The sequence below is a fragment of the Aeromonas sp. LsrichE-8G genome (genome assembly GCF_022869435.1).
Lineage (GTDB): Bacteria > Pseudomonadota > Gammaproteobacteria > Enterobacterales > Aeromonadaceae > Aeromonas > Aeromonas caviae.
On record NZ_JALIHH010000083.1, the window covers coordinates 1 to 13302 of the forward strand.

The following is a 13302-nucleotide window of genomic DNA, read 5'->3' on the forward strand; positions in this document are numbered from 1 at the left end:
GGGACTCAAACTTTCCGGGAGGACAGGCGTGAATGAAGTCGAGAGCTTGGTCGATACGCATAAAAAAATCCGAAACCCAACAAGGAGTTTCGGATTCTTACACAGCCTGAGGATCGGTCAATGGATCCTTAACTGATCGGCATTAGCACCTGGGTGCCCGTTTTTATCGCTTGTACGCCACTCACCCCTTCTGCTGCCAGCCCTCGGGATACTTGTAGCCGACGAAGCGCTTGGCGGCATAAGCCTTGAATTCAGGGGAGTTGTAGGCGGCCGCCACATCCTTGGCAAACGGCTTGCCCGCATCGGCGCTCTTTACCACCACCCAGTTGATGAAGTCATAGCTGCGCTCGAGGAAGAGGCCGGAGCTGAACGGGATCCCGCTTGAGGCGGCAAAGTTGCCGTTGATGACGGAGAAATCCACATCCTCACGGGAGCGCGGCAGCTGCGCCGCCTCCAGCAGCACCAGCTTGAGGTTGTGGGGGTTCTTCACCACGTCGAACTCGCTCGCCTTGAGGGGATTGATCCCCTCCTTGAGGCTCAGCCAGCCCAGATCCTGCAACATCAGCAGCGCCCGCGCCTGGTTGGTGGGGTCGTTCGGGATGGCGACCGTGCTTCCCTCTTTCACCGCCTTCAGATCCCCCAGCTTGCCGGCGTAGAGCCCCATGGGGCCGGTCGGCACCTGGGTGATGGGCGCCAGAGAGAGACCCCGGTCTTTGGCGAAGCTCTCCAGATAGGGCTTGTGCTGGAAGCAGTTGACGTCAAGCGACCCGTCCGCCAGGGCGATGTTGGGGGTCACGTAATCGGTGAACTCCACCAGTTTGACCTTGTAGCCCTTGGCTTCGAGCTGCGGCTTGATAGAGTCGGTCACCATGTCGGCAAAGTCGCCAACCGTGGTGCCAATGACGATCTCTTTCTTCGCCTCATCGATGGCAAAGGCGGACAGCGGCAGGCTGCTGGCGAGCAACGCCAGGGCGGAAAGGGTGAAGAAGGAACGACGTTGCATAATAACTCCCTGTCAACATGATCATCAAAACGGTGAGCGGTCGGGGGCGCGAACATGCAGTCAGCGCACAACCATCTAGCCATCCAAACGGCTAACTGAGCACACCATAACAGAGCTCGTAGCCTTCGCCAAGCAACAAAACCGGGCAAGCTTGGCCAGCACGAAGCAAAGCGCATCCCGCAACTGGATGAAAAATCTTTGACAGAGCGCGCAGTTATGCGCCTTGCCCTCTCCCTGCCTGGCGTCAAACTGGCTTATTGTGGTCATTCGATACCCATTTCAACGGGTTCCCATAAGGTCCTGATGGGCTGCTCTACACCCAGGCAACACAAGGAGTCACCGTGTTCGATCATGTAGAAATCAAGGTGGTGCGTTTTGACTCCTGTCAGCACTTCTACGCCACCGTGTTGGCTCCTCTTTTGATAGAACTCAAATGGTCTGATGAGACGGCGGCCGGTTTTGGCCTGATGGGCAGCGATCACGTGGGCTTCCTGATTGAGCGGGGGCAGCAGGGCGCCTCCTGCCATCTCGCATTCAGGGCCGACGACGCGACCCAGGTGGATGCGTTCCATCACGCGGGGATCAAGGCAGGTTTTGCCTGCAATGGGCTGCCGGGGCTGCGTCCCCACTATGCCCCCAATTACTACGCCGCCTTCCTGCGCGATCCCGATGGCAACAACATCGAGGCGATGACCTACCTTGAATGCCCAGGCACGGCAAGCGAGTGAAGCAGCGCCACTCAGTCAGCTAACGAAAGCCTTCAGGCGAGGCTGTCCGCCACAAACAAGGAGACATTCATGCTTGAGCAAAACACCACCGGCCTGCTGGTGGTCGATATCCAGGGCAAGCTGGCCCGCCTGGTCGAGGAGAGCGACGCCCTGATTGCCAATACCGCCAGGCTGGTGCAAGGGGCCAGGGTGCTGGGGCTGCCGGTTGTCTGGCTGGAGCAGAACCCGGACAAGCTCGGTGCCACCGTGCCCGAATTGCAATCGCTGCAGGCAGGCGATCTTGTGCTGCCCAAATACAGCTTCGGCGCCCTGGGGGAGCCCACTGTGGCGACCGCGTTGGCCGAAAGCGGGATCGAGCATTGGCTGGTATGTGGCATCGAGACCCATATCTGCGTCTACCAGAGCGTGCAGGGGCTTCTCGCCAGCGGCGCCCGGGTCTCGCTGGTGGTGGATGCGGTGTCGTCTCGCACCCTTGCCAACCGGGATCTCGCCATCGCTCAGCTGGCGGCCCGGGGCGCCGCCCTCACCTCGGTGGAGATGTGCCTCTATGAGCTGATGGGGGACTGCCGCCATCCGGCATTTCGCCAGATCCTCTCCCTGGTGAAATGACCGCCATGATGGACAATATGGCGCCCTTTCTGTTCGCCCTCATCGCCTTCGGGGCGGCATTCATGGTGACTGTGACGGGGATGGCCGCCACCCGTCACTATCTGGCCTGGCTCTGGCTGGGGATCATGCTCTTCTTCGGGCTGTGGTGGACGCTGCTGGGGATGCCGCCGCTCCTCGCCGAACCGGCCCCTCTCTGACCATGCCGCCCGGACGGCTCAGCCCCCCAGACGCTCCTGCAGATAGTCGTATCCTTCCCCCTCCCTTGGCACGAAGCTCAGCCTGTGGGTCAGACCGGGGGGCGCATCATCGGCATGATGGGAAACGAACAATAGCTGGGTTCCCTCGCCCACGAGGCGCGCTACCATCTCCCGCACCAGGTGACGGTTGAGGGGATCCAGTCCCTGCAGGGGTTCGTCCAGGATGAGCAGCGGCGGATGCTTGACCAGGGCACGGGCGATCAGCACCAGTCGCTGCTGACCGAAAGAGAGAGAGTGGAAAGGCTGCGCCCCCTGATCGGCCAGCCCCAGCAGGGCCAGCCACTGGTTGGCCAGCGCCAGCTGACGATCCCCCGGCCGGGTATAAAGCCCGATGGAGTCGTAGAAACCGGAGAGGATCACTGTCTGCACCGGGCAGCTGACACGATAGTCCAGATGCAGCGCCGGGCTCACGAGCCCGATGTGGCGCTTGATCTCCCAGATGCTCTCGCCGCTGCCCCGCCGCCGTCCGAACAGATGGAGCTCATTGTTGTAACCTTGCGGGTGATCCCCGGTGATGAGGGAGAGCAGGGTCGACTTTCCAGCCCCATTTGGTCCCACCAGTTGCCAGTGCTCCCCCTCGTCAATGGTCCAGTCGAGCCCGTCGATGATCACCTGATCCCCGTAAGCGATACGCATGGCTTTCATGACGACCCGAGGGCCGGGAGGCAAGGGCTCGGGTATCGTCAGCGGGGGCGGCAAACGGGGGGATACCGTTTCGGCCCGTGCCAGCTGGGCCACCTCCTGGCTACCGAGCACCGCCTCACGCTCACCCGCCAGCAGCAGACGACACTCGCCGAGCAGGCCGAGGTGAGTGGCAAAGGGGGGGATCTCGTCAAAACGATTGACGATCACCACCAGGCGCAGCCCCTCTGACACCAGGTCGGCCAGCAACATCATCAAAGAAGCCCTGGCCCCCTGATCCAGGCCATCGAAGGGTTCGTCCAGCACCAGCAGCTCGGGTCGCCCCAGCAGGGCGCGAGCCAGCAGCAGCTTGCGCCCTTCCCCGCTCGAGAGGTAGCGATAGGGGCGATCCCACAGGGGTTCGATGCCAAAACGGGCCAGCAGCGCGCGTGCCTCATGCTCCTCGCCCCCCGCCTCCAGCATCAGGGTCGATACCCGATACCCCGCCTCCTCCTCTTCCCCCAGCATGTCGGTATTGCGCCGCTGCCAGTCCAGCTCCCCCAGCTGTTGCTGCGACTCGAACGAGAGTCGCTCGGCCCGGACTCGACCCGATACCGCTCCGGCACGCACGACCAGCTCGCCGCACAGGGCCGACGCCAGCGCCGTCTTGCCGCTGCCGTTGCTGCCGACGAAGGCCCAGCAGGCCTGCGGGGTGAGACAGAGTTCGGTAATAACCAGGGTGTGGTGGCCACGCAGGGCCAGGGTGGCGGATTGCCACTGCAATGAGGTCATGGGATCGTCCTGTGATGGGTGCGGAGCGCCTTGCGCATTCCCCTTGTAACAGAAAAAGGGGGGCGCAGACAAAAACGGCGCCATTGCGGCGCCGTGTCATCAAAAAGCGGGGACGGGTTTAGCCGGCCTTGTGCTGCTCGGCCAGATAGAGCCAGGTGTCGACCACGGTATCGGGGTTGAGCGACACGGAATCGATCCCCTGCTCGACCAGCCAGGCAGCGAAGTCCGGGTGATCGGACGGCCCCTGGCCGCAGATCCCCACGTACTTGCCCGCCTTGCGGGCGGCGGCGATGGCCATGGCCAGCAGCGCCTTGACCGCTTCGTTGCGCTCGTCGAACAGGTGGGCGATGAGCCCGGAGTCCCGATCCAGCCCCAGGGTCAACTGGGTCATGTCATTGGAGCCGATGGAGAAGCCGTCGAAGTGCTCGAGGAATTTGTCCGCCAGCAGCGCATTGGAGGGCAGCTCGCACATCATGATGACTTTCAGGCCGCGCTCGCCACGGCGCAGGCCGTTCTCGGCCAGTATCTCCACCACCTGCTCCGCCTCACCCAGGGTACGCACGAAGGGGATCATCACCTCGACGTTGGTCAACCCCATGACATCCCGCACCCGTTTCATCGCCTCGCACTCGAGGGCGAAGCAGGGGCGGAAGCTGTCGGCGATGTAGCGCGACGCACCACGGAAACCGATCATGGGGTTCTCTTCATGGGGTTCGTAACCACGGCCCCCCACCAGGTTGGCGTACTCATTGGACTTGAAGTCCGACATCCGCACGATGACCCGCTCAGGCCAGAAGGCGGCCGCCAGGGTGGCGATCCCTTCCGTCAGCTTGGCTACGTAGAACTCCCTGGGGCTCTCGTAGCCCGCGATCATCCCGGTGATGGTGGCCTGGAGTTCCGGGGTCTGCTGATCGAACTCCAGCAGCGCCTTGGGGTGGACCCCGATCATGCGGTTGATGATGAACTCGAGGCGGGCCAGGCCCACACCGGCATTCGGCAACTGGGCAAAATCGAAGGCGCGGTCCGGATTGCCGACGTTCATCATGATCTTGATGGGCAGGCGCGGCATGTTGCCCACCTCGGTCACCGCCACGTCAAAATCGAGCTCGCCGTCATAGATGAAGCCGGTATCCCCTTCCGCACAGGAGACGGTGATGAGCTGACCATCCTGGATGTGGTCGGTGGCGTTGCCGCAACCCACCACTGCCGGAATGCCAAGCTCCCGGGCGATGATGGCGGCGTGACAGGTGCGTCCACCCCGGTTGGTGACGATGGCGGAAGCGCGCTTCATGATGGGCTCCCAGTCCGGGTCGGTCATGTCGGTGACCAGCACATCGCCGGGCTGCACTTCATCCATCTGGCTGATGGAGGAGATGACACGGGCCGGACCCGCGCCAATCTTGTGGCCGATGGCGCGCCCCTCGATCAGCACCTTGCCGGTTTGCTTGAGGGCAAAGCGCTCGAGGGTATTGGCTTCCTGGCGGCTACGCACGGTTTCCGGACGGGCCTGAACGATGTAGAGCTTGCCATCCTGACCATCCTTGGCCCACTCGATGTCCATCGGGCGACCGTAATGCTGCTCGATGATGAGGGCCTGCTTTGCCAGGGCCATCACTTCCTCGTCCGTGATGCAGAAGCGGTTGCGCTCGGCATCGGTGGTGTCGACCACCTTCACCTGACGGCCATGACCGGCATCCCCGGAGTAGGTCATCTTGATGAGCTTGGAGCCCAGCGTCTTGCGCACCACGGCAGGGCGCCCGGCCTTGAGGGTCGGCTTGTGCACATAGAACTCGTCCGGGTTGACGGCCCCCTGCACCACCATCTCGCCCAGGCCCTGGGCGCCGGTGATGAAGACCACGTCGTTGAAGCCGGATTCGGTGTCCAGGGTAAACATGACGCCTGAGGCAGCGAGATCCGAGCGCACCATGCGCTGTACCCCGGCGGAGAGAGCGACCCCCTTGTGGTCATAGCCCTGATGGACCCGGTAGGAGATGGCGCGATCGTTGAACAGAGAGGCAAACACATGCTTGATGGCCGTCATGACGGCATCGATACCGCGCACGTTGAGGAAGGTCTCCTGCTGACCGGCAAACGACGCATCCGGCATGTCTTCCGCAGTGGCAGAGGAGCGCACGGCAAAGGATGCCTCGAGCCCGGCGCTCAGCTTGTCGTAGGCCTCACGCACCGCCTGCTCCAGAGCGGGCTGGAAGGGCGCTTCCACCACCCAGTCGCGGATCTGCTGACCGGCCCGGTTGAGGGCGGCGATGTCATCCACATCCAGACTGTCGAGCAGATCATGGATCTTGCCGTTGAGGCCGCTTAACTCCAGAAACTCGTTAAACGCAAAGGCCGTGGTCGCAAACCCGCCCGGCACGGACACGCCGGCCCCCGAGAGGTTGCTGATCATCTCGCCAAGGGATGCATTCTTGCCGCCGACGCGTTCAACGTCCTGCATACCGAGCTGTTCGTACCAGAGTACGTACTGTTGCATTTGCATGTCTCCAGGTTGGGGGGCCAGGGTGACAATTCACCTGCTGTGCCAAGTCGTGTGTTTTTGTTAGTGTCTGTTGCCAACGACAATGAAAACGTTTTCTATTTATTGCCAAAAAAATCCCCGAGCAAGAGTTGGGGATGGTCGTTTGACACAGGCATTCTACAATAGCGACACAAAAAGGTAACGACTCAGGTTTGCAAGCGAGTTCACAACTTGGGCATGGCAGATCTGTTGACAAAAACGATATGGTTTCGAGAGATACTTATTTCTCGCCGCCCCCTGGAGCGCACCACAGGAGTCCGCAGTGCACACCGTATTCTATGTATCCGACGGCACCGCCATCACCGCCGAAGTCTTCGGCCACGCCGTGTTGAGCCAGTTTCCCCTGGCCTTCGAACAGGTCACCATCCCCTTTGTCGAGACCCAGGAAAAAGCGCGCCAGGTACGGGCACGCATTGACGAGCAGTTTCGCCAGACCGGGGTGCGCCCCATCCTGTTTCACACCATCGTCGACCCCATGGTGCGTGAAGAGGTGCTCAAGGCCCAGGCCAGCAGCCACGATTTTCTCAACACCTTCGTGAGCCCTCTCGAACAGGAGCTCGGTATCAAGGCCGAACCCAGGTTGCATCGCACCCATGGCATGGAAAACCGCAAGCTTTACGACGATCGCATCGAAGCGGTCAACTTTGCGCTGGCCAACGACGATGGCATCACCACCAGGGAGTATGACGAGGCAGACATCATCCTCATCGGGGTCTCCCGTTGCGGCAAGACACCGACCAGCCTCTATCTGGCACTGCAATTTGGCATTCGCGCCGCCAACTATCCCTTTATCGAGCAGGACATGGGATCGCTGGAGCTGCCCGCCGCCCTCAAGGCCAATCGCCACAAATTGTTCGGCCTCACCATCATGCCGCAGCGGCTGCACGAGATCCGCAACCAGCGCCGCGCCAACAGCCGCTATTCCTCGCTTGATCAATGCAAACAGGAGCTGGCCAGCGTCGAGAGGCTGTTCCGCCAGGAGGCGATCCGCTTCCTCGATACCAGCTCCCACTCGGTCGAGGAGATCAGCGCCAAGATCCTGGAAGCAACCGGCCTTCGCCGCCAGCTCTGCTAACCTGCAAGGCTGCGACAGCACAACGCACCATGATACAGAGGAGTGGCAAGATAACGAAACAGAAGAACAGGATGAAAAAATGATGCCAGCATCATCGCTGGCATCCCATCACTCGCGGGGCAAGCAGGCTCAGGGCTTGTTGAGTTCCTTGTTGTTCATCAACATGCCGTGAAAATTAATGAGTCCCCTGCCCTTGCGGACTCGCTCGCTCAGCCAGCAGGCTGGCACCAGCCCCATCCCGGCAGCAAGGATGAGCACCATGGCGATGTGGTTCACCAGGTAATCCGCTCCCAACCAGCCCCAGACAACAAGGCTGCTCATCGCCATCGTCAGCAACATGGGGGATAGCCAGATCCCGAACCAGAGCACGACCATCACCAGGCCACCGACAATACGCTCCATCATATGAGTCCCTTTTTATCAAAGGGCAACAAGGCCATGAAAACCAGACTTAGTCAATAGATGGAAATCCATCGGAACACAAAACCAGCAACCACTCTAAAAACCCCTTTCCAGATCATGAAAAACCTGCATGTCGCACAAAATAGCAGCCGATGATGAGGAAAACAGGTGCATGAATGGTCGATTATCACTATTCTGCTCGGGTTGGTAGCCGCTACAAAAAACAGCCAGCGGCAAACCGTAACGATATAAATACGGATTTCGTCACGTTTTCGGCACAAGATGCCGCGCCAGGCAGAGGAAGTGCTGTGGCTGACGGGACGCGAGCCGAGTGATTTCAGCGACGTAAGGAAGGAAGCATGGATCTTCAACAACACGGCGACGAGCTCAAGCGCGGTCTGAAAAACCGCCATATCCAGCTTATCGCACTGGGCGGTGCCATCGGTACAGGCCTGTTCCTCGGCATTGCCGACACCATCAAGATGGCGGGCCCTGCGGTGCTGCTGGGCTATGCCATCGGCGGCTTCATCGCCTTCCTCATCATGCGCCAGCTGGGCGAGATGGTGGTGGAAGAGCCGGTTGCCGGTTCATTCAGCCATTTTGCCTACAAGTACTGGGGTGACTTCGCCGGCTTCGCCTCCGGCTGGAACTACTGGGTGCTCTATGTGCTGGTGAGCATGGCCGAGCTGACGGCAGTCGGCATCTATGTCCAGTACTGGTGGCCCGAGATCCCGACCTGGATGTCGGCGGCCTTCTTCTTCGTGCTGATCAACGCCATCAACCTCTCCAACGTCAAGGCGTTCGGCGAGATGGAGTTCTGGTTCGCCATCATCAAGGTGGTCGCCATTCTCGGCATGATCGGATTCGGCGGCTGGATGCTGTTCTCCGGCAGCGGCGGCCCCGAGGCCACGGTCAGCAACCTCTGGGCCCAGGGTGGCTTCTTCCCCAACGGCGTCGGCGGGCTGGTGATGGCAATGGCCTTCATCATGTTCTCCTTCGGCGGTCTGGAGCTGGTCGGCATCACGGCAGCAGAAGCGGACAATCCCGAGAAGAGCATCCCCAAGGCCACCAATCAGGTGATCTACCGCATCCTCATCTTCTACATCGGTGCCCTCACCGTACTGCTCTCCCTCTATCCCTGGGGCAAGGTAGTGGAAGGCGGCAGCCCGTTCGTGATGATCTTCCATGCGCTCGACAGCAACCTGGTAGCCAACGTACTTAACCTGGTGGTGCTGACCGCCGCGCTGTCGGTGTACAACAGCTGCGTCTACTGCAACAGCCGCATGCTGTTTGGCCTGGCCAAGCAGGGCAACGGCCCCAAGGCCCTGCTCAAGACTAACAAGAGCGGCGTGCCCCTGACCGCCATCACCATCTCGGCCGCGGCCACCCTGCTGTGCGTGCTCATCAACTATTTGATCCCGGGCAAGGCCTTTGGTCTGCTGATGTCTCTGGTGGTCTCCGCCCTGGTCATCAACTGGGCCATGATCAGCCTGGCGCACCTCAAGTTCCGCAAGGTGAAGGCTGCAGAAGGCGTCACCACCAAGTTCAAGGCACTGTGGAGCCCGTTTGGCAACTACCTCTGCCTCGCCTTCATGGCCGCCATCCTGGTGATCATGTACATGAACGACGGCACCCGCATCTCGGTCGAGCTGATCCCGGCCTGGGTCCTGGTACTCGGTATCGGCTATCTGCTCAAACAGAAGAGCCAACGCAAGCTGGCTACCAACCTGGGCTAGGCATCAAGCCTCCTCCAACAAAAATGCCGGTCACTGACCGGCATTTTTTATTCCATTCCCGTTTCACCTGACCCAATTCGCGGCTCACTTGTCCTGCCAGCCCCTGCAATGACAAACCCGAGGGGTTGCCTCGGGTTTGAGTGATGGACAAAGGGGCTGTGTTATTCCAGCAGGAAGACGGCTTCTACATTGTCAGTGATGCTGATCTGCTGCTGTTGATAGCTGTTTTCCATCATGTCGGCGGCAGGGGCTGCCGCAGCCTTCATGGCACGGGTATAGACCGGCATGGGGGAACTGTTGCGGTATTCAACGCTATATACCTTGCCAAGCTTCATGCCGAAAGCCTTGGCCAGGGATTCCGCCTTGCTCGTGGCATCAGCAACAGCACCAAGCCGGGCCTGCTCCTTGATGACCTGTGGTGACTTCAGGCCGTACTCTATCTGGGTCACGGACTCCAGACCCGCCTTGAGGGCGGTGTCCATCAGCTGGCTCAACTTGTCGAGCTGGTAGAGTTTGACCGCCAGCTGACGCTGGGCACGGTAACCCACCATTTCGGGTTGCTTGTTCTGGGGGTACTGGTACTCGGGGGAGATCACCAGATTGCCAGCCTCCACGTCGCTGCGCTTGATGCCGAGGCTCTCCAGCTGGCCAAAGAAGGCTGCTACCTTGGTATCTACCTGCTGTTTGGCCTTGATGCCCTGCTTCTCCAGTGCCGTGACGGCGACATTGAGCGTCAGCATGTCTGGTTCAGCCTTCTGCTCCGCATAGCCACTGACGACCAGATGGGGGGCCTGAGGAACCTCGATGGCAAGCAACGGAGCACTGACAACCAGCGCGGACAGGGTAAGAAGGGGACGCCACATAAAAAAACCTCCATCATTTAGATGGAGGTCATTATGCATGTCGTCGATTGGGATTCATATATCGTGTGTCGGCGGGATCTGGTCCAGCACCTGATTGGTCATGTCGATATTGATGCTGATCTCCCCTCCTCCTGAATTGCCATGGCTTGTCATCACGGAAGCAGGCGCCGGGCTGCCAAACAGCGATTCATCCTCAAAGTGGAACGAATCCCACGACAGAACATGACCTTGTGATGGCAGATTCGGCTCGGACGTCGTCACGACGGCCAGCCCCCCCCAGTCAAGCTCCTCACCGTGGCTGAGCAGCCCCTGCAAGGAGGTATCGCTCAGGCTCTGCAACGAATACTCCTGCTGCCCCCACTCATGGCCGACCAGCACCATCATATGGGGCAGGGGCGCATCCTCTGCCGGCGTGAAGCTGATACGAGAAGCGGCAAAGTCCACATTCAGCAACCCCGCCACCTCACCATCTTCGCTCTCCAGCTCCAGACCGTTGAGCGTGTCACCCGTCATCGTGGCCTGATAGCCAAAGCGGCCGGTGCAGACGATATTGTCCTGCCCGTTCCAGCTATAGCGAATGCCGTCGATGTCGACCCAGTTGAATGACTGCATGGTGACCCTCTCCTGATACTGCAGCTATCTTATCTGCCCACTCCATCAAATAACAGGGGCCGGGCACACCCGGCCCCCATACCCTGCTTACGGATCGACCTTGAGGTTGCCCTGATCCAGCAGATCCTGAATGATCTGCAGATTGGATTTGCCAGCCGTCAGATCCACGTTGTCAAAGAGGATGGTATGAGTCGTGGTGCCACTTCCCGCTCCATCCAGATCAATGGTCAGTGTCGACTTGCCACTGCCCGGACCAGGAGCAAAGGTAAGATAGTGATCCAGTGTGCTCGCATCGGCATGCTCACCACTGAGCAGTTCACTCAGGTCCAGAACATCTCCATTGGCCCCCGTGGTGAAGTCTTTGATGGTATCCGTGCCTCCTGCATCACCTGCCATCCATTTGAAGGTATCCTTGCCAGCCCCACCAGTCAGGGTATCACTGCCGGTACCCCCAATCAGCAGGTCGTCGCCACCACCACCACTCAAGATGTCGTTACCTGCCAGTCCGCTCAAGACGTTGGCATTACCATCGCCGGTCAGGCTGTCGTTGAACATGGACCCTACCAGATTTTCCATGTTGCTCAGGCTGTCTGTCCCTGCCCCTCCGGTATTCTGACTGGCACCATTGACTGTAACCGTGACCCCAGCAGCGCTGTCGAAGTAACTGGCCGTATCATTGCCGTTGCCGCCGTTCAGGGTATCGTTGCCAGCGCCACCGATCAGGAGATCATTGCCCTCACCACCATTCAAGGTGTCGTTACCGAGTCCTCCAAGCAGGATGTCGTTCCCGGCATTGCCGTTGAGCGTATCGTTTCCAGATCCCCCAATAAGGATCTCGTCGAGATAGCTCCCGGTAAGTGTCAAACCGCTCTGCACATCCACATACACCTTGGCCGTATCTGTGGTCGTGCTATTGGTGTAGTTGAACGAACCCTCGTAAGAGTTGGGAGTCGCATTGCCGGAGGTATCATCAAATGTTACCGAGCCTGCATTGTCTGTGACGGTCCCTCCCACAGCTCCCGAGACGCCCGTGATCATCTGGGTCGCAGCCAGAGGCCCGGTGTCATTGGCAAGCAGAGCCCAATCCGGAATGGTCGCCGGGTCCTGGTTGGTGATGATAAAGTCATCACGAACTACGGTAGGACCGACCGCCGGGTTGATAACGATGGACAAGGTGCTGGACGCAGTATCCCCATCGTTGTCTATCACACTGTAACCTACGACCTGGTTTATCCCCCCGACCGGAATGGATGACGGCGGAGTATAGGTGTAGGCGCCGTTGTCCATGTCCACCTTGAGGATGCCGCCTGCAAGTGTAATGGTCCATTCGTTGGTCGTTGTATTGAAGGTCCCGGCTGATGTCCCTCCCGAGACGCCGGCGAAGTCCGTCTTCTGGTTGTAGGTATAAGTCACCCCTCCCAAGGTAATGGCATTGAGCCAGCCACCATCGGCCCCGGCACTCGCCGCTACCCCGTTGATCAGTTGTCCTGCCAGGGGCGGAGCTACCACGGTGCTCAAAAGGGTCGCGGTCAGTTGGCTGAAGTCAGTCACCACCACTGCGGTGGTATTTGCCGGGCTGGCACCACTGACCCCGTTGTAGGCAATGGGATCCAGTGCAGACTGGGTCGCTCCCGAGCCCATCCCGAGCGCGTACGAATTGATGTTGTTCGCCGTCAGGAAATCGGCCCAGTCCTTGGTTTCACCGCTCAGTGTCGTGCCGTCACCATCGATCCCGTTTCCACCGCCAAGCGAGTTGTTGCCATCAGGAACTGTGGCGGGGGTACCGCTCAACGAGTTGGCATTTGGCAGACCATCCGACATGAAGTAAGAGACATTTTGCGCATTAGCGAGTTTACCTGTATCGCCAAAGGCTTTGATTGCCTCGTTCAGTGCATCATCGTAGTTGGTCGAGTTCGTGGGGGTAATACCAATCGGATTAAACATTAGGTCAGTTTTATCCAATCTCGGCTACAAAGTGACATCACCCGCTCCACATCGGCAATAAAGTGCTTCCAGGCCGATGTGCAGGCATCAAGGATGTCGTCGTAATCCTTGAAGCTGCGATTAG

12 protein-coding genes and 1 pseudogene are annotated in these 13302 nt (G+C 59.8%); 5 read left to right on the forward strand and 8 right to left on the reverse strand.

The window, feature by feature from the left end:
- Positions 1-181: 181 nt before the first annotated feature.
- Complete coding sequence (locus tag MUW49_RS13605) at positions 182-1003, reverse strand: MetQ/NlpA family ABC transporter substrate-binding protein (RefSeq protein WP_041214971.1); 822 nt, start codon at positions 1001-1003, stop codon at positions 182-184.
- A 341-nt stretch (positions 1004-1344) separates the two neighbouring features.
- Between MUW49_RS13605 and MUW49_RS13610 the strand changes: the two genes are divergently transcribed.
- The 3 genes from MUW49_RS13610 to MUW49_RS13620 all read left to right on the forward strand — a co-directional run bounded on the left by MUW49_RS13610 (position 1345) and on the right by MUW49_RS13620 (position 2537).
- Complete coding sequence (locus MUW49_RS13610) at positions 1345-1731, forward strand: VOC family protein (protein WP_041213078.1); 387 nt, start codon at positions 1345-1347, stop codon at positions 1729-1731.
- A gap of 69 nt (positions 1732-1800) precedes the next feature.
- Positions 1801-2340, forward strand: coding sequence for an isochorismatase family protein (locus tag MUW49_RS13615; RefSeq protein ID WP_244812886.1), 540 nt, complete (start codon positions 1801-1803; stop codon positions 2338-2340).
- Between the two features lie 17 nt (positions 2341-2357).
- Positions 2358-2537, forward strand: coding sequence for a hypothetical protein (locus MUW49_RS13620; protein ID WP_223945723.1), 180 nt, complete (start codon positions 2358-2360; stop codon positions 2535-2537).
- Between the two features lie 18 nt (positions 2538-2555).
- Here the strand turns inward: MUW49_RS13620 and modF are convergent, their stop codons facing one another.
- Positions 2556-4010, reverse strand: coding sequence for a molybdate ABC transporter ATP-binding protein ModF (gene modF / locus MUW49_RS13625; protein ID WP_244812887.1), 1455 nt, complete (start codon positions 4008-4010; stop codon positions 2556-2558).
- Positions 4011-4128: 118 nt separating this feature from the next.
- A complete protein-coding gene (gene ppsA / locus MUW49_RS13630) occupies positions 4129-6501 on the reverse strand; it encodes a phosphoenolpyruvate synthase (RefSeq protein ID WP_125117302.1) in 2373 nt (790 codons plus the stop codon).
- A gap of 307 nt (positions 6502-6808) precedes the next feature.
- Between ppsA and MUW49_RS13635 the strand changes: the two genes are divergently transcribed.
- Positions 6809-7621, forward strand: coding sequence for a pyruvate, water dikinase regulatory protein (locus tag MUW49_RS13635; protein ID WP_010675153.1), 813 nt, complete (start codon positions 6809-6811; stop codon positions 7619-7621).
- Positions 7622-7750: 129 nt separating this feature from the next.
- Here the strand turns inward: MUW49_RS13635 and MUW49_RS13640 are convergent, their stop codons facing one another.
- The gene (locus tag MUW49_RS13640; protein ID WP_109112814.1) at positions 7751-8026 is read right to left on the reverse strand and encodes a hypothetical protein; all 276 of its coding nucleotides are present in this window, start codon (positions 8024-8026) and stop codon (positions 7751-7753) included.
- A gap of 356 nt (positions 8027-8382) precedes the next feature.
- On the opposite strand from MUW49_RS13640, the gene MUW49_RS13645 reads away from it, so the two are divergent.
- Positions 8383-9759, forward strand: coding sequence for an amino acid permease (locus MUW49_RS13645; protein WP_104454345.1), 1377 nt, complete (start codon positions 8383-8385; stop codon positions 9757-9759).
- Between the two features lie 161 nt (positions 9760-9920).
- Here MUW49_RS13645 and MUW49_RS13650 read toward each other — a convergent pair whose 3' ends face one another.
- The 4 genes and pseudogenes from MUW49_RS13650 to MUW49_RS13670 form a co-directional block, all read right to left on the reverse strand.
- Positions 9921-10622 carry an SIMPL domain-containing protein gene (locus MUW49_RS13650; RefSeq protein WP_010675156.1) on the reverse strand — a complete coding sequence of 234 codons (702 nt, stop codon included), beginning with the start codon at positions 10620-10622 and terminating at the stop codon, positions 9921-9923.
- Positions 10623-10676: 54 nt separating this feature from the next.
- Complete coding sequence (locus MUW49_RS13655) at positions 10677-11234, reverse strand: hypothetical protein (protein WP_109112813.1); 558 nt, start codon at positions 11232-11234, stop codon at positions 10677-10679.
- Positions 11235-11321: 87 nt separating this feature from the next.
- Positions 11322-13178, reverse strand: coding sequence for a type I secretion C-terminal target domain-containing protein (locus MUW49_RS21925; protein ID WP_280520803.1), 1857 nt, complete (start codon positions 13176-13178; stop codon positions 11322-11324).
- Positions 13178-13302: pseudogene (locus MUW49_RS13670) on the reverse strand (IS630 family transposase); the annotation flags it as partial. The gene MUW49_RS21925 and the pseudogene MUW49_RS13670, both read right to left, overlap by 1 nt.